Consider the following 22,565-nt stretch of genomic DNA (forward strand, 5'->3'; position numbering starts at 1 on the left):
TACACGCTAAAAGTAGGGTGTATTATTGGTCCTAATCTGAAATATACCGTTAAGCGTTTACGATCTTCATGTACTCAGCAACGCCATCGGCTACTGCTTTAAACTCGATATCGCAACCTGTACCGCGAAGCTTGGTTAGGTCTGCTTGAGTGAATTCTTGGTAAGCACCTTTTAAATGCTCAGGGAAAGGAATCGTTTCGATTTCGCCTTTACCATGGTGCTTGATAACTGCCTTGGCGACTTCTTCAAACGACTCAGCATTGCCAGTACCTAGATTAAAGAGGCCAGATACCCCATTTTCTAAGAACCACAAGTTTACAGCCGCAACATCACCTACATACACAAAATCACGCTTAAAGGTTTCGCTACCTGCGAACAATTTCGGGTTTTCACCGGAATTCATTTGGTTGTTTAGGTGGAAAGCGACAGAGGCCATGCTGCCTTTGTGTTGCTCGCGTGGACCATAAACATTGAAGTAACGAAACCCTACGATTTGCGAAAGCTTTTCGTTGTGTGCTGCTGCATCCGCGGTTAAGCGGCGAACGTAGTTATCAAATTGTTGTTTTGAATAGCCGTAGACATTCAATGCACCTTCGTACTCTCGTTCTTCAATGAAAGTGTCGGTTTCACCGTAAGTTGCAGCTGAAGAGGCATACAAGAAAGGAATTTCACGTTCAACACAGTAATGAAGTAGCTCTTTTGAGTATTCATAGTTGTTGAGCATCATGTATTTGCCATCCCACTCAGTGGTAGCAGAGCATGCTCCTTCATGGAAAACAGCTTCAATATGACCAAAATCATCACCGGCCATGACTTGAGTTAGGAAGTCATCACGATCCATGTAATCCGTGATGTCTAGGTCTACAAGGTTCTTAAATTTCTTACCATCTTTTAAGTTGTCGACGACTAGAATATCGTTGTGGCCCGCTTCATTAAGCGCCTTAACAATATTGCTGCCAATCATGCCAGCACCACCCGTTACGATAATCATAATTTTCTAACTCTTTTGAATACAAAACTGTCACGAGTATAGCAAGGAATGGATAAAGCGGGCTAGTGGAATAATTCCCCAACCAGAGTATGATACGGCAAGCTAAGTTATAAATTATGTTGAGTTAATTACTCAAAACTATAGGTATTATCATGAAGATTGCAGTAGCCGGTACAGGGTATGTGGGTCTATCAAACGCTATGCTTTTGGCACAACATCATGAAGTCATTGCGGTAGATATCATCGATGAAAAAGTGGCAATGCTGAATAATAAGCAGTCACCGATTGTAGATAATGAGATTGAGCACTTTCTATCAAATAAGGCGCTGAATTTCAGGGCGACAACAGATAAAGCGGCTTACAAAGATGCTGAGTTTGTCATCATTGCTACACCAACCGATTATGATCCAAAAAATAATTACTTTGATACCAGCTCTGTAGAATCGGTCATTAAAGACGTTATGGATATCAATCCAAATGCTGTTATGGTGATCAAATCAACGGTCCCTGTTGGTTATACTGAGCGTGTTAAGCAAGAACTGAACTGTGAAAACGTTATGTTCTCACCTGAGTTTTTACGCGAAGGCAAAGCCCTGTACGATAACCTACACCCATCACGTATTATCGTTGGTGAGTGTTCGGAACGCGCTAAAGTGTTTGCGAATCTGCTGGTTGAAGGCGCAGAAAAAGAAAGCATCGATGTTTTGTTTACTAACTCAACAGAAGCAGAAGCAGTAAAACTGTTCTCAAATACCTACCTAGCGATGCGAGTTTCTTATTTCAATGAGCTTGATTCTTACGCGGAAGCGCATGGCTTGGATTCTCGTCAGATCATAGAAGGTGTTGGCTTAGACCCTCGTATCGGCAATCATTACAACAACCCTTCATTTGGTTACGGTGGTTACTGCTTACCAAAAGACACCAAGCAACTATTAGCAAACTATCAAGATGTACCAAACAACATTGTGGGTGCGATTGTTGATGCAAACCGTACCCGAAAAGACTTCATTGCGGATTCAATTATTAAGCGCTCGCCTAAAATTGTCGGTATTTATCGTTTGATCATGAAGGCGGGCTCTGACAATTTCCGTGCTTCTTCCATCCAAGGGATCATGAAGCGTTTAAAAGCCAAAGGCATCGAAGTCGTCGTGTTTGAACCGGTATTGAAAGAAGAGCACTTCTTTAACTCGAAAGTCTATTCTGATCTTGCTGAGTTCAAAGCGGTGTCCGATGTGATTGTTTCTAATCGAATGGTAGAAGAGATCGCAGACGTTGCAGATAAGGTGTACACACGAGATCTGTTTGGCAGTGATTGATTCGGCTCTATTTTAGCTAATGCTAATTAGACCAGATGTTAACAGCTCGATCTATCCGTTTAGTGGCGATATACTGAACCCCTAAACGGATAGGGATACTAATAACTAATGAAAACACGTGACAAGATTGTTTACGCTGCTCTAGAGCTTTTTAATGAGCACGGTGAGCGTAGTATTACGACCAATCATATTGCTGAGCATATCGAGATTAGCCCTGGTAACCTCTACTACCATTTCCGCAACAAGCAAGAAATTGTCCGTGACATCTTTACTCTCTATTCGACAGAGTTACTTGAAAGGTTCACACCGATTCAAGGCCAACAAGAAAGCCTGACGTTACTAAAGACTTACTTAGATTCTATCTTCACACTGATGTGGAAGTACCGATTCTTCTATGCGAATCTGCCTGAAATATTGTCACGTGATGAAAAACTCCACCTTGATTACATGGCCGTACAAGAAAAGCTGCAAACGAATCTTGTCGATATCATGCGAGCCTTCGTTGAGTTGAACCTGCTCAAAGCAACGGATACGGAAATGAAATCGATGGTCACTTCTCTTCACTTGATCGCATCGGGTTGGTTGGCGTATCAGTCTGCGATGTCTCCAAAAGCCCAAATTACCGAGCAAGTCGTTCATCAAGGAATGCTGCAGATGATAGCGACCGTTAAACCAATTGCGACCGCGCAAGGTTTTGAACAGCTGACATTATTAGAAGATGGTGTAAGGGCGTTGAACTCTAAATAGAAAGAGACGAGTAAGCGGTATACGGGATTCGAAGAAAGATACTCGCATCCCGTATCTGCTCTTTATCGAACTAACCAACTCTTCGGGTTTTGGGCTTGGCTGTTTCTGCGAATCTCAAAGTACAGTGAAGGGCGCGTTTGGCCGCCAGTGTCACCAGCAAGCGCAATCGCTTCGCCAGCTTTAACCTTGTCACCTTCTTTCTTTAAAAGTGCTTGGTTAAAGCCGTAGAGCGTCATATCACCTTTACCGTGGTCAAGTAGCACCACTAATCCATAGCCACGCAGATACTCTGCAAATACCACCGTGCCAGAGTAAACCGATTTTACCTGCTGACCGTACTTGGCGTTTATCACCATGCCTTTCCAGTTAATTTGCCCCGTTTGACGTGAACCGTAGTTATGTAGAACTTTATCTTTGATCGGCCAAGGCAGCTTACCTTTACGTTTTGCTAGGCCATCCATCGGGACTGCATTACGTCGTTCTCGAGCCGCTTTTTCTGCTTTCGCTATTTCAGCTTTGAGGCGTGTTTCATTTCGCTGAAGCTCTGCTAGGTAATTCTTGTCACCCGAGATGTTTTTCTTGATGCTGCCAACCGTTTTCTTACGCTGCGTTTGAGTTTTGGCTAACGTATCGCGCTTGGTGGTTTGCTGTTTTAGCAGTGTTGCTATCTGTTCTTGCTCAAGTTGACGCTGTTTGTGGCTTTCTTCTAATTCAAGTTGCGTCTGTTCAATCGTTTTAATGGTTGCGGAGCGAGCTTTGGCAAGGTGCTGGTAATAATGACTGATGCGATCTTCTTCTATACCGGTGTTGAGAATGTGAGAAGAAGCCTTAGCTCGACTCGTCATGTAGTAAGTCTGAATGAGCTGCTCTAACTTGTCTGTCTGGACTTTTTTCTGTGCAGTGAGCGCTTTAATCTTTGTGTCTAAATTAGCAATATTAGCATTAGCAGTATTGAGCTGCTTTTTACTGTCTAGGATAGCTTTTTCAAGCGAAGCAATGGAGAGCTCTTGTTTTTTGAGGCTCGCTTGTAGGCTATCGAGTTTTTTCTGTTGTGAGGATAGATTCTTTTGTTGGCGAGATATCTCGCTAGATACACCTTTCAGTTCACCTTGAGATGCAGCAAATGACGATGTAGATAAAAGAGCAACACAGAGGCTCGCTGATATCAGGAGAGTTGAACTAATGGCTCGAATTTGTTTCATCATTATCGTCATTTAGTTGTTATTCATCTACTTGTAGGTTGTTTATGTTTTATGCGAATCTCATTGATGCTCGTTTTCCGCTACTGCTGGTTAAATCCCATCACCATGAATAAAGTTCTGTGAACGACCGTTGAATCCCTGATCCATGTCTAAAGATGGTTTGTCAGTTTTAGGTTTACCTACGATCTTTGCTGGCACGCCCGCCACGGTAGTATGAGGTGGTACAGCCTGCAGAACTACAGAGCAAGAGCCAATCTTAGCGCCTTCACCCACTTCAATATTGCCAAGGATTTTAGCGCCGGCACCGATCATTACGCCTTCACGGATTTTAGGGTGTCGATCACCGCCTTCTTTACCGGTACCACCTAGGGTCACGTCTTGAAGAATCGACACGTCATTTTCGACTACAGCCGTTTCACCGATAACAATGCCTGTTGCGTGGTCGAGCATGATTGCTTTGCCGATACGTGCAGCCGGGTGGATATCTACTTGGCAAGCGACTGAAATTTGATTTTGCAGGTAAGTCGCAAGAGCAATACGACCTTGTTTCCATAGCCAGTTAGCGACTCGGTAACCTTGCAGAGCATGGTAGCCTTTAAGATAAAGTAGAGGCATTGAATACATCTCTACCGCCGGATCTCGAGTCACTGTTGCACAAATATCACAAGCGGCAGCATCAATAATCGATTGGTCCTGCTTAAATGCTTGTTCAACCACTTCACGTACAGCCATTGCAGGCATTGAGGCGGTCTTTAACTTGTTTGCCAGAATATAACTGAGCGCGGCGCCCAAGCTTTCGTGGTTGATGATCGTGGCATGGTAAAAACTCGCAAGCATAGGCTCTTGCTCTGACAGCTGTCGAGCTTCCTTCACAATGCATTGCCAAACTTTTTGTTGTTCACAGTGTTTCATTTTTCCATCCATCTTATCTATTTCATTCCACGACTTGATACGTGGTGTTATCGCTCTGACTTCTTGTCTCGAGCAAGCAGATCTTGCGCAGCTAAGTGGGCATCTTTCCCTTGATACAACACTTGATAAATTTGTTCAACAATTGGCATCTCAACGCCCATGCGTTCTGATAGTAACCAAACTTCTTTGGTGTTGCGATACCCTTCGACCACTTGGCCGATTTCTTCTTGCGCCGTATCGACGTCCTTACCTAAGCCAAGCGCTAAACCAAAGCGACGGTTACGGGATTGGTTATCGGTACATGTCAGTACTAAATCGCCTAATCCAGCCATGCCCATAAAGGTTTCTGGTTGTGCGCCAAGTGCTGCGCCCAACCGACTCATCTCAGCTAAACCACGCGTGATCAGTGCTGTACGAGCGTTAGCACCAAAGCCAATACCATCTGACATGCCAGCGCCAATTGCGATAACGTTTTTAACCGCGCCGCCAAGCTGCATACCAATGAAATCTGAGTTCGCATACACACGGAATGTTTTGCCGCAGTGAATTTTCTCTTGTAGCTCTTTTAAGAAGCTCTTGTCTGGTGAGGCAACTGAAATTGCGGTCGGCATACCCATCGCAAGCTCTTTCGCAAAAGTAGGGCCAGATAGAACTGCTAGTGAGTAACCATCACCAAGCACATCATGCGCGACATCTTTAAGCAGGCGGCCGGTCTCTGGCTCTAAGCCTTTGGTCGCCCAACAGATGCGAGAGTCTGAGGCTAAGTAAGGTTTAACGCTATTAAGCACAACGCCGAATACGTGGCTCGGGACTACAAGTAAAAGGTCTCGGCTTGAAGTCACTGCTTTTTCTAAGTCTGATTCAATGATCAGGCTTTCTGGGAATTCTATATTTGGTAGAAACTCATTATTAGCGCGCTCAGATTCAAGGCGAGCCATATGAGCAGGGTCATGCCCCCAAAGAACAACGTTTGCACCGTTACGCGCTAGAGAGATAGCTAAAGAGGTTCCGTAAGAACCTGCACCAATGACAGTCATGGCGATCTCTTTTCCGTAAGCGCTGTCTTTACCGTAAGCGTCTGTCGTGTTGGTCGGGTGAGTTGTGTCTGTCATGCTTCCACCTAAAAATATTGAGGGAAATCGAAGAATTCTGGAAAAGCTTTCCACTAAAATAAGAAGAGCTTTCAACTTTAGTACAGTGTAAAGAAAAAATGCACATCGCAGAAGTTGCGATGTGCATTTAAAAGCGAACTAGCGCTTGAATCGTTAGAGTTAAGTTCTACTTTGAGACTTAAGCCTGTTCGCCTTCAGCTTGCTGAGCTTGGTTCTGTAGGTAGTTCATGAACAAAGCATCGAAGTTTACAGGTGCTAGGTTCAGTTGTGGGAACGTACCTTTAACCACTAGGCTAGAAATCGTTTCACGAGCGTATGGGAACAGGATGTTCGGGCAGAATGCACCAAGGCAATGAGCCAGTTGACCAGCTTCCATTTCGCTTGCAGAGAAGATACCGCCTTGTTGAACTTCACAAAGGAATGCAGTGTCTTCTGCGTTCTTAACTGTAACAGTTAGACGTAGGATTACTTCGTAAACGCCTTCGCCAAGTTCACGGCTTTGAGTGTCTAGGTCCAGTTTTACATCTGGGTTCCACTCTTTTTGAAACATGTCTGGAGAGTTTGGCGCTTCGAAAGATACATCTTTTAGGAAGATGCGTTGGATTGCGAAGTTTTGTTGTGCGTCTTGTTGTGCTGCTTCAGCCATTTTCTTGTCCTTAAAAATTTAAATTAGGTTTTGTTCGTTATATCTGCCGAACAAAACCTTAAAGTTATATTCGTGTAATCGGGTCAGCTTACTGCTTGTCTTTAAAAGTTTTTCACCTTTAACTACTTCTTACCTTTAACCAAAGGTAAGTTAGCTTCGCTCCAAGCCACTAAGCCGCTTTTCAGTACGCTTACGTTTTCGAAACCTGCTTTAACCAGCAAGTTCGCGCTTTCTTGAGCGGTTTGACCTGTCTTGCATACTACGATGATTGGGTCTGCTTTGTGGCTTTCAAGGCTACCAAAGCTATTTGCTTTGATGTCTGACGGCAAAATGTGAACTGCGTCCGTAATATGGCCCTTTTTGAACTCATCTTTAGTACGAATATCAACCACAACGCCGTTTTCACGGTTGATCAGTTGTGTAGTTTGCGCTGCCGTGATCTCTTTGTAGGCTGCGTTTGATGTTTTGATAACGTTCGCAATGATGGCAACAACCAAGCCGATCCATACGATGGCTAAAATCATATTCTCTTGAACAAATGGAACTAACTCTTGCATATCTTGAACTCTTATTCGTTATTGGGCGAAAAACTATAGATCAGGAGTATAGCGATAAAGGATGGGAGAATACAGAGGGAGCATGTTGTTGGGCAAATACTATTGAGGTGAACCTGCTAATGTTAGTCGTTGATATTCTGGGTGTCTGCTTGTGTCTCGTTATGCTGTTTTTTTGTTTCGAATCTCGTATTTTTTAAGATACAAAATTTTGCGGTATATAAAATGTTCTTTTAGGTCATCTGCAATGGCGACGTTTAGTAAGGGATATCAATATAAACGTAGAGTATGCACATGCTATTTGCTACAATCCTGCCTATTTAAAATGACTGTGCTTACCTCGGTAAGCCTTTATCTACTGACCGCCTTTGGGAGCTAAACCTAAGGGCGGTAGCGTTCCCAAATGTAAGTCTATGCAACAAGGTGTTAACAAGTGAGTTCGCAGAGTTAGTAGGGAAGGAATGACTGAGGTGGATAAATTTTTTATATCTATCAGGTGAAATTATATGAACTTTTCGTTAGAGAAAGCGAACATTGGTATTATTGGATTAGGTTATGTTGGGCTACCTCTAGCCGTTGAATTCGGTAAAAAGCAAGCAACCATCGGTTTTGATATTAACCAAAGTCGTATTGATGAATTAGCTAAAGGTATTGATAGTACCTTAGAATGTGGGAGTGATGAGTTAGCAGAAGCTATTCATCTTACTTATACAGCTTCGCTTGAAGAGCTAAAAGAGTGTAACGTTTATATTGTTACCGTTCCTACCCCTATTGATGAGTATAAACAACCGGACTTGACACCGTTGATTAAAGCGTCGGAAGCACTAGGTTCTGTTATTTCTAAAGGTGATGTTATCATCTATGAGTCAACAGTTTACCCTGGCGCGACTGAAGAGGTATGTATTCCTGTTGTTGAGAATGTAGCGAGTTTAACATTTAATAAAGATTTTTTTGCTGGATACTCACCTGAGCGTATAAACCCTGGCGATAAAGAGCACCGTGTAACTAATATTTTGAAAGTGACTAGTGGTTCTACTGATGAAGTGGCTGAATTTGTAGACCAATTGTATAAAACGATAATAACCGCAGGTACACACAAAGCATCAAGCATTAAGGTAGCAGAAGCGGCAAAAGTCATTGAAAATACTCAGCGAGATGTGAATATTGCATTAATCAATGAGCTTTCAATTATATTTAATAAGTTGAATATTGATACTCTTGAAGTATTAGAAGCGGCAGGTACTAAATGGAACTTCTTACCATTTCGTCCTGGTCTTGTTGGCGGTCACTGTATTGGTGTGGACCCATACTACTTAACACATAAAGCTCAAACAGTAGGGTATCACCCGGAGATGATTCTAGCCGGTCGTCGTTTGAATGATGGTATGGGGGGGTATGTAGTTTCTACGTTGGTTAAAAGTATGCTTAAAAAGCGTATTCATGTTGAAGGCGCTAATGTACTTGTTATGGGCTTAACGTTTAAAGAAAACTGCCCAGATCTTAGGAATACTAAAGTGATCGATATTGTTTCTGAACTTAAAGAATACAACATTAACGTTGATGTTCTTGACCCTTGGTGTTCAAACGAGGAAGCACAGCACGAGTATGGTTTATCGGTCATCAAAGAAGCACAGTTGAATCATTATGATGGTATTGTTTTAGCGGTATCACATGATGAATTCAAGCAGTTAGGTGCAGAAAAAATTAGAGAGTTCGGTAAAGAAACACATGTCTTGTATGACTTAAAATATGTCTTAGAAAAAAGCGATGTAGACATGCGTCTCTAATGCTAATGCTCTCAAACCTAAAATAACGTGCTGCGAAAATTAGCACGTTATCTCAAAATAGTACTTTTATTTCCCCTTAATCATTAAGCTTAAACAAGTGGCCGATATGACTCAATATGATCAAATAAAAAAGCAATTAACGGAATCTCCCCAAAAGTGGTTAATTACAGGAGTAGCAGGTTTTATCGGTTCCAACCTACTCGAGACGCTCTTGAAATTAAATCAAAAAGTGGTTGGACTAGATAACTTTGCTACAGGGCATCAGCACAATTTGGATGAAGTGCGTTCGCTTGTAACTGAGGAGCAATGGAAGCGTTTTTCTTTTATTGAAGGTGATATTCGAAATTACGCCGATTGTGAGAAAGCTATTGGTCTAGGTGAAGTTGCGGTCGACTATGTCCTCCATCAAGCAGCTCTGGGCAGTGTGCCAAGGTCAATTGCAGATCCTGTCACAACCAATGCTGCAAACATTACTGGTTTCGTAAATATGTTGACGGCAGCAAAAGAAGCTCAAGTGAGTAGTTTTACCTACGCTGCGAGCAGCTCAACCTATGGTGACCATCCAGCGTTACCAAAAGTAGAAGAAAATATTGGCAGTCCACTATCGCCTTACGCTGTTACTAAATATGTAAATGAGCTTTATGCTGGAGTCTATGCACGTACTTACGGCTTTAAAACTATTGGCCTACGTTATTTCAATGTGTTTGGGCCTAGACAGGATCCCAATGGTGCTTATGCGGCTGTTATACCAAAGTGGACAGCATCAATGATTAAGAAAGAAGAAGTGTTTATTAATGGTGATGGTGAAACGAGTAGAGATTTTTGCTTTATTGATAATACAATACAGATGAACATTCTAGCTGCTTTAGCTCCTGATGAAGCTAAAGATGAAGTATACAATGTTGCTCTTGGCGATAGGACTAGTTTAAATGAGCTTTATAGCTCGATACAGAATTCACTAAATGAATTGAACTTCAATTTGTCTACATTACCATCCTATAGAGACTTCCGTGTGGGTGATGTTAGACACTCCCAAGCTAGTATACAAAAAGCTAAATTGAAATTAGGTTATGAGCCAACCCATAGAATAGACAAAGCCATTAAGCATGCCGTATCCTGGTATGTGAAGAAATATGATTCTAAATAGTGCGATGGATATTTTCTTTGAAGTATAAGCTACCAGTATAAAGAATAAGTGAATATTTTTCATAGAAAAGCTAATTGAAATTTTCACTTGAAGAGTTGTCGATATTTTCTAGAGTAGCAGGTGATATTTTAACCCATAATAAGGTTAGGTTATTTATTAATGGATATTATCTTGCTAGCAAGACTCTGTGTAACTCTTCACTTTCTCGAATAGAGTTTTTTAGCTGGAGTAGTTTGATATTGGAGTCAATCAGAGTTATGAACCTCTATAATTTATATTAGTTTAAGATAGCTTGTCGGAATTCTGATTAAGTGGTTTATGTGATCTTTGATAGAGATATGTTCATTTCTATATTGAAATTAAATATTATAAAAGCTTAGCGACCATATAGTTTTTAATGATGTTACTCTGATTATTTAGGTTGAAATGATTATTTTATGTTTATAATATTTTTGTTCTTAATGATTTTTACGGTCATTGCTTTAAAAGCTAGGTTAGATAATGGGGGGCTTAGTCTTTATCTTGTTTTCAATATGACTTGGCTGTTTGCAATTTTTCTAGCTCAACTCGATCTATCTTCCTTTGGAGAGCTTAGTGTTGAGATTCGGCTATATTTGCTATGTTATTTGTTAGCTTTTAATTTATCGTATGTTATTTCTTACTTATCTTTTGAAGGTGACTCTAGTCTAGATTATCATGAGAACAATGATTTTGAAAATTTAAAAAATATAGCATCACTAACAAAGTTATCCTGGCTAATATGGTTTTCTCTTTTTTTAGTTTTTATAGTAACTATTGAAAAAGAAATTGGTCTTTTAAACTTTCTGTTTAGTGGTCAAGCAAGATCAAATATTAATAAAATTAATAACGATACGGGAGTTCTGATTTATTATTATATATTTGGTTCTTTAAGTTGTTGCCTTGCTGTCTATAAGTCGTGTTTTACCAAATTGTATAAGGTCGAATACATTGGAATTGCTTTGGTATTGCTTAGCCTGCTTTTTACTGGGGCTAAAATTAACTTCATCACATGTATAATAATGATGTTCGGTGTGAAGTATCGACGGACAAACACTAATGATATAAGATTGATTTATTTTAGTATTATCGCAGTTGTATTATTTTACTTGTTCATTATCTTATTTTCTGTTTTTACCGGGAAAGCTATAGACAATGATGTGGGAAGTTTGAATAGTCTGAATGATCTATCTAGTTTGACTACAAATGTTCTTCTTTATCCCTACGACTATGCAATAGGCGCACTTTATGCTTTAGACGGAAAATTATTTACATACAACAATGTAATATTTGAACCTTATCTACCTACAATACTGAATAAGTTTTATTTAATTGTTAATAAGGTCTTAGGCTTTGAATATATTTCAGTTAATTCCTCTGTGCTAGATTTTATCGAGGTAGGAGGGGTTGTTACAAATGTCTATACTATGCATCTTGCTATTATAAATGAGTTATCTCTATGGGGTGCTTTTCTATCATCTATTGTTTTAGGTTTTGTATTGTCAGCTGTAGACTATTTTTCTAAAATAAAGAGAAACTTCACAATAACCTTTTTGTATGCATCATTTTTACCTGTTTGTGTTTTGTCATTAGTTGCTTATAAGTTTAATGACACTATCCTTTACTTATCTTTTTTGCTGTTAGTATGCGCATTATTTAAGAGGGTTGCTTTGCTCTATGTTAAACAAATCAATATGGAATAGCGTAGGAAGATTCTCTTTTCGAGCTGCTAACTCAGGCCTATACATAGGCTTGATGTTTATCTCTAGTATTGTGATGGATGAATATAATTACTCAAAGGTTGTTATTTTAATTCCTATTTGTGTAATATTTTTGACTCTAGTCGATATATTCCCACTAAAGTACATGTTATCGAAGCTATCTTCTAAAAGTGATAGCTTTACTGGGGGGGTAACCAAGATTTTATACTATAAAATTTTGGTGGCCATTCCTTTTTCTACGCTCATTTCAGCTATATTATATTTTTTCTTTGATATGGAAGTAAATATAATATTATCGATGCAATTTATTTGTTTGCTTTCTTCGATTAATGTTTCATATAGTTCATTTTACTTTGTTAATAAAGAGTATAGTTATATACTTTCTTTCCCTGTTTTTTTGTTTTCTATTTTTCCTATACTAATATTTTTTCCTTATTATAGTTGGGTTCTATATTTAGTTCTTGCATATAGGCTTATTGAATGCGTTGTTTATTATTCAAGTTGGCGAGTTAATGTCTCCCGTAAAGACAATGCTTCACATGGTTTTTCGTGTGATCTAAATATACTCGACGGTAAATATTTCTACATGCAAAATTGTCTATCAATATTGGGAGGAAGAGTTTACGCACTATTGATGCCAATACTACTCTTAGAGAAAGATATAGTGATAATAGGTAACTATATGTTGATGGTTTCTATTTTTATTTTTGTCACAACGTATATTTCAAGCAGTTACTATGTTGATAAGATAGCTAAATCATCAATCAATAATGCTGTATCATTCTTTCGTGTGATGAAAGAATATTTGTTTTATAGTTCTCGATTTGTTTATTTATCTGTTGTATTTGTTTGCATGCTTGCTTATTATTTGTATGATATGAAGCCAATATTCTTTATGTTCTTTTTTATATCAGCTACACTTTCAATGTTCACTTCAATTCAGTCTTTCTTGCTATTTAAGTTTAACCTTGTTTCCCATGTTTTTAAAATTAGCATTATATCATTATGTGTTAATTTCATTTTAATAATAACATTGGCCGGGATTTTTAATGAATACTCGATCTTAATTGCAAGTGTTATTATGGAACTTGTTTCTATCATGTATTGTTTCTATCATATTCGAGAGAAAATTAACAATGAAAAAGATATTTTATCTAACTAAGCATCAAAGTTTAGGTGCTAGCAGTAGATATCGCAGTCTACAATATTTTCCTTTTCTTATTGGGAAAGGATATAAGGTTGTTCACGCCCCCCTTTTTTGTGATGATTATTTGATTCTTAAATATTCAGGTAATAAGCTGTATTACTTTCTCGCAATATGGGCAATATTAAAAAGACTGGCGGTTTCTTTATATTTGTTATTGGACAATAAATCTATTTTAATAATTGAAAAAGAGGTGGTTCCGTACTTTCCTCCGATCTTTGAATGGATGTTCAAAGTGACTGGGCGTAATTATATTTTAGATTATGACGATGCTGTTTGGCATAATTATGATAAGTTTAAAGAGAGTTACTTCTTTTCTTTTCTGTATAACAAGCATCGTCGAATTATCCAATGGGCAAGCGGAGTTAATGCTGGAAGTGAATATATACTAAGATTTGCTAAGTCAGTGGGAGCTCGAAGAGTGGTAAAAATACCAACTGTGATTGACTACCAAAGGTATAATAAGGAAAAATGTAAACGCTCCAGAAGTGACAATAAAATTGTTATTGGTTGGATTGGTTCCCCAACTTCATCCCAATATCTGCTAAGTGTGGAGAGCGCGATTAGTCGCTTGCAGGAGAATTTAGACGTCGAAGTTCACTTGATTGGTGCAGATAAAGAGTTTTGTGAAAATTTGCGTTTTAGAAATAAAGTAATTCAATGGTCGGAAGAGCATGAAATATTGGAACTAAGTTATATTGATATAGGTATTATGCCTTTGAATGATTCTCGATTTGAAAAAGGTAAGTGTGCTTTTAAATTGATTCAATATATGGCAATGTCTAAACCCGTGGTTTGCAGTCCTGTGGGCGAGAATAGTGTTTTAGTTAAGAATGGTGAGTCGGGGTTATACGCTCACGATGATGATGAATGGTATGAAATGCTTTTTAAACTTATCAATGATGAAAAACTCAGATTGAAAATAGGACTTGAAGGTAATCGTGTGGTAAGGGAAGGGTATACCCTTGAGTCACAATGCGATAAATACTTAGATTTTATTGAAGGTGATTTTAATGGCTAAATGTCTATTAATCTGCAACTCTGATGGCGCTTTATACAAATTTCGTTATCCAATTATCAAGGCCTTAATTGAGCAAGGACATGAAGTGCATAGTATTTCTACTGCATCTAGTCCGGAAGGAAGCTTTATTGGTGACTTGAAACGTATGGGTGTTGTAACGCATACTGCAGACTTTTCTGGAAGGTCTATTGGGTTAGTATCAATTATAAAATTGTTTGTTTTTATATTAAATAAAATATTAGAAGTTAAACCAGATATTATTCATTGTTTTACACATAAAGCTAATGTTGTTGGTGGGCTTGCTAGTATACTCTCTAATAATAAAAATAGATTATACCTATCAGTAACGGGGATGGGACTCCTCTATTCCTATGATAAAGTTAGCTATTGGTTTGGCCGATTATTAGTTAATTGGATTTATCGTATTTTGGGTAGGAGATCTAATAATATATTCTTTCAGAACCATGATGATGCAAACTACTTTCTATCTAAGGGACTACTGAAGTCAGATAAGGTTTTAGTAACTAATGGTTCAGGATTTGATCCAAGCATGATTCCAAGCAATAAGGTTAAACCTATAAATAAGGTGGAATTTTTAAAGCAGCATGGATTTTTGGGACATGAGTTACTCGTTTTATATCCTAGCAGAGCATTGTTTGAAAAAGGTATCAACGAGTATATAGAGGCCATTGAGCGCATCAATCTGGTAAGAGATGATTTCGTTTTTCTACATATAGGTTCTCCATCATTAGATGAAGCATCAGGTATGACAAAAACAAAAATTTCCAACACGAAATTAAGAAATGCGATTTTTTTTGAACACAAACCTAATATCTTTCAATATATCCAATTGAGTGATGTAGTGGTACTCCCTTCTTATAGAGAAGGGACTCCCCGCGCGATAATCGAGGCTCTATATTACGACAAATATATCGTGACTACAGATGCTCCTGGTTGTAATGAAACTGTTGTTGACCGTTGGAATGGCGATCTTATTAAGCCTAAATCGTCTATTTCATTAGCCTCAGCTATTATTAATATAGACAGCGCTTTGATTGATAGAAATAAAGGGCGTTCGAAGCTTATTTTTGATAGAAAGTATCATTCTAAACATATTGTAAAGCAAACATTGGGTTGCTATTTTGACTGTGAGTAATTGATTAATGAAAATATTAGTAACAGGCGGTGCTGGATTTATAGGAAGTGCTGTTATTAGACATATAATAGAGAACACTCATGATGAAGTTGTTAATGTTGATTGCCTAACCTACGCTGGTAACTTAGAGTCTCTTGTTGAAGTCGATTCGAACGAACGTTATGGATTCGAGAAAGTGGACATCTGTAATCGTTCAGAGCTTGCCCGTGTTTTTGAGCAATATAAACCTGATGCGGTAATGCACCTTGCAGCTGAATCGCATGTTGATCGCTCTATCACTGGCCCTGCTGCGTTTATTGAAACGAATGTCGTTGGCACATACACCTTACTGGAAGCTACTCGAGAGTACTGGAATACGCTGTCAGACAAAGCAAAAACAGAGTTCCGTTTTCATCATATCTCGACGGATGAAGTGTATGGTGACCTTCCACATCCTGATGATGTTCCAGAAGGTACAGACCTGCCGATGTTCTTAGAGACGACACCTTATGAACCATCTAGCCCCTACTCTGCTTCAAAAGCATCAAGTGATCATTTAGTTCGTGCATGGTTACGTACTTACGGCCTGCCAACTATCGTTACTAACTGCTCAAATAACTACGGCCCATATCACTTTCCTGAAAAACTGATCCCACTTGTCATTTTAAATGCTCTGGAAGGAAAAGATCTTCCTATCTACGGAAAAGGCGATCAAATTCGTGATTGGCTGTTTGTGGAAGACCATGCTCGTGCACTATACAAAGTAGTCACTGAAGGTAAAGTAGGCGAGACTTACAACATCGGTGGTCACAACGAGAAGAAAAACCTTGAGGTCGTGAATACGATTTGCAACATCCTAGATACGCTAGTACCGAAAGAGTCAGCGTATGCAGAGCAGATCACGTACGTTCAAGATCGTCCTGGTCATGACCGCCGTTACGCCATTGACTCATCTAAAATGCAACGTGAACTAGATTGGATGCCAGAAGAGACGTTTGAAACAGGTCTTCGTAAAACAGTGCAATGGTACCTAGACAACTCAACATGGTGTCAAAACGTGCAAGATGGTAGCTACCAACGTGAGCGTTTGGGTGTAGAAACCGTTGAATCAAAGGAAGGTAACTAATGAAAGGTATTGTATTAGCGGGTGGTTCCGGCACACGTTTATACCCATTGACTCGCGGCGTATCAAAGCAGCTATTGCCTATCTACGATAAGCCGATGGTATTTTACCCAGTTTCGACTTTAATGCTCGCTGGTATTAAAGATATTTTAATAATCACGACACCAGAAGATAATGCCGGTTTTAAGCGCCTGTTGGGTGATGGCTCTGATTTTGGTATCAACCTTGAGTACGCTATTCAACCAAGCCCAGATGGCTTAGCACAAGCGTTTATTATTGGTGAAGAGTTCATTGGTGATGACAGCGTTTGTTTAGTACTTGGCGATAACATCTTCTATGGTCAATCTTTTTCTAAAATGCTACAAAGTGCCGCTTCAAGAGAATCGGGTGCAACCGTGTTTGGTTACCAAGTGAAAGATCCTGAGCGTTTCGGTGTGGTCGAATTTGATGAAGAGATGAAGGCTGTTTCAATTGAAGAAAAGCCGGAAACACCAAAGTCCAACTATGCCGTAACAGGTTTGTATTTCTACGATAATCGTGTGGTGGAAATGGCCAAGCAGGTTAAGCCATCACACCGTGGCGAGTTAGAAATTACGACACTCAATGAAATGTATTTAAATGACGGATCATTAAACGTAGAACTACTTGGTCGTGGCTTTGCGTGGTTAGATACTGGTACGCATGAGAGCTTGCACGAAGCGTCTTCTTTCGTTCAAACGATTGAAAATGTTCAAGGTTTGAAAGTGGCTTGTTTAGAAGAAATTGCGTGGCGCAATGGTTGGCTGAGTGATGAGCAAGTTCTGACTTTAGCGAAACCGATGATGAAAAACGAATATGGGCAGTACCTGACCCGTTTAGTGAATGAAGCTCAAAAAAGGACCGTCAGCTAATGCGTATTTTAATTACAGGTTGCCATGGCCAAGTTGGTTCGAGTCTAACTGAGCAGTTAGCGAACCATGAGAATGCTGAAGTGTTAGCGCTCGATAGAGAGCATCTTGATATTACTAATCAAGAGGCAGTCTATTCTGCTGTTACCGAATTTCAACCAACCATCATTATCAATGCCGCAGCTCATACTGCTGTTGACAAGGCTGAAGAGGAAGTCGACCTTTCTTATGCAATAAACCGTGATGGTCCTAAATACTTAGCGCAAGCCGCTCAGAGTGTTGGTGCTGCAATGCTGCATATCTCGACCGATTATGTCTTTGAAGGCGATAAAGTTGGCGAGTATGTGGAAACGGATGCTACAAACCCGCAAGGGGTTTACGGTAAAAGTAAGCTCGCCGGTGAAATCGCCGTTGCCGAGGCGTGTGATAAACATATTATCCTTCGTACTGCATGGGTATTTGGTGAGAACGGCAATAATTTCGTGAAAACAATGCTGCGTTTAGGAGAAAATAGAGACGCATTAAGTATTGTGGGTGATCAGTTTGGCGGACCGACATATGCGGGCGATATAGCGGGTACATTGATTCAAATCGCGAAGTACATTACTCAGGGGGACGCAGTGGATTACGGTGTTTACCATTACTCGGGTTTGCCTCATGTGAGTTGGTTTGACTTTGCTGATGCCATTTTTGGTATTGCCGTTGGGCAAGGAGTTCTTGCAAATAAACCAAGTTTAACGAGTATTACCACTGACCAATACCCAACACCAGCTAAGCGCCCAAGCAATTCTCGATTAGGTACCGAAAAAATAACGCTAGGTTTCTCGGTTAAAGCGAGTGACTGGAAGGCTGCGTTAAACAATATTCAAGCGTATACGGAATAACAAAATGAAAGTAATCGATACTCGTATTCCTGATGTGAAAATCATAGAACCAAGTGTGTTTGGTGATGAGCGTGGTTTCTTTATGGAAACCTGGAATCAAAAGAAATTTGAAAAACTAGTAACGGGAAAGCCGACTCAATTTGTACAAGATAATCACTCTAAATCGAAGAAAGGTATCTTACGAGGCCTGCATTACCAAACAGAGAATACTCAAGGGAAGTTAGTACGCGTTGTTTCAGGTGAAGTGTTTGATGTTGCAGTTGATATTCGCAAAGACTCACCAACGTTTGGTCAATGGGTCGGTGAATATTTATCAGCTGAAAACAAACGTCAATTGTGGGTGCCAGAAGGGTTTGCTCATGGGTTCTATGTGACGAGTGATGAGGCGGAGTTTGTTTATAAATGTACGGACTATTATAACCCTAGCGCTGAGCAATCATTAGCATGGGACGATCAGCTAGTTAATATATCGTGGCCTTTAATACCGTCTAATAGCACACCATTACTTTCTAATAAGGATATGAATGGACTCTTATTGAGTGAGGTTACTAAACTAAAATGAAGCGAGTAATAGTTGTTGGCACTGTTGGAATCCCAGCGTGTTATGGTGGCTTTGAGTCGCTTGTTGAGAACTTGACTTTAAATAAAGACAGTGGAACTCAGTACATTGTTTTTTGTTCGTCAAAAAGCTATCAGACACATATGCAAGAGTATAACCAAGCCCAGTTGCATTATTTACCACTAAGGGCTAACGGCGCTCAAAGCATCTTCTATGATATACTATCGCTGATCAAATCTTGGAAAATAAAACCTGATGTGGTTCTTATTTTGGGCGTTTCTGGTTGTATTTTCCTTCCTATTTTTAAGCTATTCTCCAAAGCGAAAATAGTGACAAATATTGATGGTTTAGAGTGGAAGCGGGAGAAGTGGGGAGGGCTCGTGAAACGTTTCTTAAAGTTCTCTGAATCAATGGCTGTCAGGTATTCTGATGTTGTTGTTACTGATAACCAGGCTATTACGGATTACGTCTATAAAGAATATGGGTTAAATTCGGAAACAATAGCTTACGGTGGTGATCACGCAAAACCAGAAACCCCAACTCAATCTATTAACTCTCAAAGTTATGCTTTAGGGTTGTGTCGTATAGAACCAGAAAATAACGTTGAGATGATTCTTGAGGCCTATTCAAGAACTTCATTACCAATAAAATTTGTTGGCAATTGGGATGCAAGCGAATACGGACGTAAAATTAGACTTGAGTACGCCAAATTTACTAATGTTGAACTACTGGATCCTATTTATGATATTGATGAACTATATAAGCTTCGTCAAGGTTGTTCTTTGTATCTTCATGGTCATTCGGCAGGTGGCACTAACCCCTCGTTAGTTGAGATGATGCATTTTGGTGTGCCTGTTTTCGCATTCGACTGTAGCTTTAATCGTTACAGCACTGAAGATAGTGCATTGTATTTCAGTAATAGTGATAGTCTACTTAACCTTATTTTGAACACTAACGGGTTGGGTGGATTAGAGGGGAATGGTGAAGCAATGAAGGCGATAGCGCTTAAGCGTTATACTTGGGATAAAGTCTCACAGCAATATGAAAGTACCTACATTTAGTCGACCGACTACTTGGAAGTAATATATAGCTAAATAAAGCCTTTCGTCTTATGTATCGCTTACGATAAGTTTGATGAGAGGTTTGTATTAAATAGTAAGATGAGTTGCCTGTTTTCTCTTCGATACATCATCCACACTAGCCATTTTAAGATGGAAATAATGATTAAAGCAAATTTTAGGATTGAGTAGGAAGTGAAATTAAATTATCCGCACCCTGTATTTTTTTTAGTTAGCAGTAACGATTGGTTAGAAAATCTCAAATATATTCCTGAGATAAAGACATTGTAGCCCGAGTGGTTTTATTAACGATATTATCCTTAACTACAAAAGGTAGTTGGTATCGAATATCAAATTGGTACAGTCCTAGGTTTTTCTTTCAAGGTTTAGTTATGATTAAGAAACAGGCTTTAAATATATTTATTTATCTACCATTTATTTGGGTTTTTAGTGGGTTATTTATCTTTGAGAATGGTGATAAAGTTCTTTCAGTAATTATACTTGTCGCTACAGTTGCTTCTTTTTTTGTTTATCGTGCTACTATAATTCGATCTAACTTTAGTAATAATTGGTGGTTATATTTAATTGTACTATATTTGTTTTTTATTGGTGTAAGTTATATATATAAGGGGGACTTTAGTGGGCGAGAGTCTCGCGCTGCGATTGGAGCATTTTTTATCATACTTTTTTTGCCTTATGATAAGTTAAAGACTCTACACTTACAGGCTTTAGTGATTTTAGGTTCTGTTTGTATACTGGGTGTTTCAGTTTACTATCAAGTTTACTTGGGTAAATCTCGAATGTCACTGCCAGTTAACCCTATACCTTATGCAACACTCGGAGCCTCATTTGCTATAACAGCTTTTATATTAGCTATATATGAGCAGAGTAAAAATAAAGCACTACTCCTTTTTAGTGGATTTGCTTTTGCAACTTCAAGTGTTTTGTTGAGTGAGAGTCGTGGTGTGTGGCTTGCTCTGGCTTTTGCTGTAATGGTAGTCTCTATAAGGAATATAAAGAGAATAAAGTTCAGTAAACATATTGTATTAATGGTTATTGTTGTTTCTGTTATTGCATTGTTTAGTAAGGGTTTTGTATATGAACGATATCAAAGAACCATGTCTGAATTCTCTGCAATCGAACAAGGTAACCTAAGTACCTCTATTGGTGTTCGACTACAATTATGGAACACCGCTATAACTATAGCTGATGGTAGCCCTATCTTGGGGGTTAAAGACTATAAGTCTGAATTGAAAAAGTTATACGATAAAGGTGAGTTGACAAAAAATGTAATTACGGCTCCTCATCCACACAATGAAATATTAAACAAACTTGTTCAACAAGGAGGGGGAGGAGTTTTGATATATCTGAGCTTCATGTTGTTCCCAGTGTTTTTTTTCAAAGATTTATCTTTATTAGGAAAGGACTTACTCATTAGTATACCGATTATATATATTGTATCAGGATTAACAGATATTCCTATGTATCATGGTCAAACGCTTATTGTATATTTGGTTGTAATTGGTTTGCTTTACCGATGTAGATGTTTCAAATAGTTCGAGTTACCTATTCTGAAAAATTTATCCTAGGCTGAAAATGAAGCCAATTAACGGTTTTTTATATTATTTTCCGCAGGGCAAGATCATGAAAAACCCATATGGAATAAGGGGTAGCGTGAAGTGATGTTTCCACTAATTTGTACACTGAAGTCACAACAAATTCAATACATTCAAGATCGATTTGATGATCAGATTTAGGTGTGATCATATACTGTTTTTTAACAGCAGATATTTAGCCATAATGAATGGATTAAGCCTTTTGGACCATATTTCAGTTATTCGAGACCCTCGCCAAGCTTGGAAAATAGAGCACACGCTAACCGACATTATCTTCTTAACAATTGCAGCAGTGATTGCTGGTGCTGAAGGTTGGGAGGATATTGAAGATTTTGGTGAAGATAACTTGGAATGGCTTAGGCAGTATGGTGATTTCAAACAAGGCATACCAGTACACGATACCATTGCCCGAGTTATCAATCTTATTTCCGCCAAGCAACTGCAACGATGCTTTACTGCGTGGATGAAAGACTGTCATGAGACGACAGAGGGTGAAGTGATTGCTATCGACGGCAAAACTCTCAGAGGCACATACAACAGTATCCGCCCCATGAACCCACGGGGCGACTTGTCAGTGTTTGAAGTTCCAAGGCAGGAGTGCGTCGATATCAGGCTCAGCTTTCGCCAGCTCTTTCATGCACTTGACCATGTAGTCGTAGAGGATAAGACCGTTGGCTTTCGCGGTCTCGATGATGCTGTAAAGCATCGCGCTCGCATCAGCACCGTTTGGTGTGTTAGAGAACAGCCAGTTCTTCCTGCCAATGACCAGTGGTTTAATTGCGCGTTCAGCGCGATTATTATCAATAGATAAGTGACCATCGTCGATATAACGAATAAGCTTTGACCACTGCCCAAGCGTATATTTTATCGCTTTGCCTAGTGGGCTAGAGCCAATCACCTTCTGGGTCGTCATCCATTGGTAAAG

General features: G+C 39.3%; 21 protein-coding genes and 1 pseudogene. 15 read left to right on the plus strand and 7 right to left on the minus strand.

Annotated features, from left to right (window positions below; all coding sequences use genetic code 11):
• Window positions 1–49: 49 nt before the first annotated feature.
• On the minus strand, window positions 50–991 hold the full coding sequence (rfaD, locus tag A136_RS13760; protein WP_017063102.1) for an ADP-glyceromanno-heptose 6-epimerase: 942 nt from the start codon (window positions 989–991) through the stop codon (window positions 50–52).
• A gap of 152 nt (window positions 992–1,143) precedes the next feature.
• Here rfaD and A136_RS13765 point away from each other — a divergent pair, with 152 nt between their 5' ends.
• Both A136_RS13765 and A136_RS13770 read left to right on the plus strand, forming a co-directional pair.
• On the plus strand, window positions 1,144–2,307 hold the full coding sequence (locus tag A136_RS13765) for a nucleotide sugar dehydrogenase (RefSeq protein ID WP_017063103.1): 1,164 nt from the start codon (window positions 1,144–1,146) through the stop codon (window positions 2,305–2,307).
• A gap of 108 nt (window positions 2,308–2,415) precedes the next feature.
• Window positions 2,416–3,054 (plus strand): TetR/AcrR family transcriptional regulator, encoded by a 639-nt coding sequence (locus tag A136_RS13770; protein ID WP_017063104.1) that lies wholly within the window; start codon window positions 2,416–2,418, stop codon window positions 3,052–3,054.
• Between the two features lie 62 nt (window positions 3,055–3,116).
• On the opposite strand, the gene A136_RS13775 is transcribed toward A136_RS13770, so the two are convergent.
• From A136_RS13775 to A136_RS13795, 5 genes are all read right to left on the minus strand, one after another.
• Window positions 3,117–4,268 (minus strand): murein hydrolase activator EnvC family protein, encoded by a 1,152-nt coding sequence (locus A136_RS13775; RefSeq protein WP_029235105.1) that lies wholly within the window; start codon window positions 4,266–4,268, stop codon window positions 3,117–3,119.
• Between the two features lie 78 nt (window positions 4,269–4,346).
• Window positions 4,347–5,168, minus strand: a complete 822-nt coding sequence (cysE, locus tag A136_RS13780; protein WP_017063106.1) for a serine O-acetyltransferase — start codon at window positions 5,166–5,168, stop codon at window positions 4,347–4,349.
• Between the two features lie 47 nt (window positions 5,169–5,215).
• A complete protein-coding gene (gene gpsA / locus A136_RS13785; protein WP_017063107.1) occupies window positions 5,216–6,280 on the minus strand; it encodes an NAD(P)H-dependent glycerol-3-phosphate dehydrogenase in 1,065 nt (354 codons plus the stop codon).
• A gap of 178 nt (window positions 6,281–6,458) precedes the next feature.
• Window positions 6,459–6,926, minus strand: coding sequence for a protein-export chaperone SecB (gene secB / locus A136_RS13790; protein WP_009847959.1), 468 nt, complete (start codon window positions 6,924–6,926; stop codon window positions 6,459–6,461).
• Window positions 6,927–7,048: 122 nt separating this feature from the next.
• The gene (locus A136_RS13795) at window positions 7,049–7,483 is read right to left on the minus strand and encodes a rhodanese-like domain-containing protein (RefSeq protein WP_017063108.1); all 435 of its coding nucleotides are present in this window, start codon (window positions 7,481–7,483) and stop codon (window positions 7,049–7,051) included.
• Window positions 7,484–7,986: 503 nt separating this feature from the next.
• On the opposite strand from A136_RS13795, the gene tviB reads away from it, so the two are divergent.
• The 13 genes and pseudogenes from tviB to A136_RS22300 all read left to right on the plus strand — a co-directional run.
• The gene (tviB, locus tag A136_RS13800) at window positions 7,987–9,267 is read left to right on the plus strand and encodes a Vi polysaccharide biosynthesis UDP-N-acetylglucosamine C-6 dehydrogenase TviB (RefSeq protein WP_017063109.1); all 1,281 of its coding nucleotides are present in this window, start codon (window positions 7,987–7,989) and stop codon (window positions 9,265–9,267) included.
• Window positions 9,268–9,373: 106 nt separating this feature from the next.
• Entirely contained in the window at window positions 9,374–10,414 is a 1,041-nt protein-coding gene (locus A136_RS13805) for an NAD-dependent epimerase/dehydratase family protein (RefSeq protein ID WP_017063110.1), read from the plus strand.
• 437 nt (window positions 10,415–10,851) lie between these two features.
• Window positions 10,852–12,135 carry an O-antigen polymerase gene (locus A136_RS13810; protein WP_017063111.1) on the plus strand — a complete coding sequence of 428 codons (1,284 nt, stop codon included), beginning with the start codon at window positions 10,852–10,854 and terminating at the stop codon, window positions 12,133–12,135.
• Window positions 12,110–13,315 (plus strand): hypothetical protein, encoded by a 1,206-nt coding sequence (locus A136_RS13815; protein WP_017063112.1) that lies wholly within the window; start codon window positions 12,110–12,112, stop codon window positions 13,313–13,315. Before A136_RS13810 ends, A136_RS13815 begins: the two co-directional genes overlap by 26 nt.
• Entirely contained in the window at window positions 13,290–14,378 is a 1,089-nt protein-coding gene (locus A136_RS13820; RefSeq protein ID WP_017063113.1) for a glycosyltransferase family 4 protein, read from the plus strand. The genes A136_RS13815 and A136_RS13820 overlap by 26 nt, the downstream gene beginning before the upstream one ends.
• Window positions 14,371–15,534, plus strand: a complete 1,164-nt coding sequence (locus A136_RS13825; RefSeq protein ID WP_017063114.1) for a glycosyltransferase family 4 protein — start codon at window positions 14,371–14,373, stop codon at window positions 15,532–15,534. The genes A136_RS13820 and A136_RS13825 overlap by 8 nt, the downstream gene beginning before the upstream one ends.
• Window positions 15,535–15,541: 7 nt before the next feature.
• On the plus strand, window positions 15,542–16,639 hold the full coding sequence (rfbB, locus tag A136_RS13830; RefSeq protein ID WP_017063115.1) for a dTDP-glucose 4,6-dehydratase: 1,098 nt from the start codon (window positions 15,542–15,544) through the stop codon (window positions 16,637–16,639).
• Window positions 16,639–17,526 carry a glucose-1-phosphate thymidylyltransferase RfbA gene (gene rfbA / locus A136_RS13835; RefSeq protein WP_017063116.1) on the plus strand — a complete coding sequence of 296 codons (888 nt, stop codon included), beginning with the start codon at window positions 16,639–16,641 and terminating at the stop codon, window positions 17,524–17,526. The genes rfbB and rfbA overlap by 1 nt, the downstream gene beginning before the upstream one ends.
• Window positions 17,526–18,407 (plus strand): dTDP-4-dehydrorhamnose reductase, encoded by an 882-nt coding sequence (gene rfbD / locus A136_RS13840; protein WP_017063117.1) that lies wholly within the window; start codon window positions 17,526–17,528, stop codon window positions 18,405–18,407. The genes rfbA and rfbD overlap by 1 nt, the downstream gene beginning before the upstream one ends.
• A gap of 4 nt (window positions 18,408–18,411) precedes the next feature.
• Window positions 18,412–18,969, plus strand: a complete 558-nt coding sequence (rfbC, locus tag A136_RS13845; RefSeq protein ID WP_017063118.1) for a dTDP-4-dehydrorhamnose 3,5-epimerase — start codon at window positions 18,412–18,414, stop codon at window positions 18,967–18,969.
• Complete coding sequence (locus tag A136_RS13850; RefSeq protein WP_017063119.1) at window positions 18,966–20,027, plus strand: DUF1972 domain-containing protein; 1,062 nt, start codon at window positions 18,966–18,968, stop codon at window positions 20,025–20,027. Before rfbC ends, A136_RS13850 begins: the two co-directional genes overlap by 4 nt.
• Window positions 20,028–20,416: 389 nt before the next feature.
• A complete protein-coding gene (locus A136_RS13855) occupies window positions 20,417–21,580 on the plus strand; it encodes an O-antigen ligase family protein (protein WP_017063120.1) in 1,164 nt (387 codons plus the stop codon).
• A 244-nt stretch (window positions 21,581–21,824) separates the two neighbouring features.
• Window positions 21,825–22,187: pseudogene (locus tag A136_RS22300) on the plus strand (ISAs1 family transposase); the annotation flags it as partial.
• Between the two features lie 24 nt (window positions 22,188–22,211).
• Here A136_RS22300 and A136_RS13860 read toward each other — a convergent pair.
• The coding region (locus A136_RS13860; protein WP_017063121.1) for an IS66 family transposase at window positions 22,212–22,565 on the minus strand (354 nt) is incomplete at its 5' end.

The sequence above is a fragment of the Vibrio crassostreae 9ZC13 genome (assembly GCF_000272045.2).
Classification (GTDB): domain Bacteria; phylum Pseudomonadota; class Gammaproteobacteria; order Enterobacterales; family Vibrionaceae; genus Vibrio; species Vibrio crassostreae_C.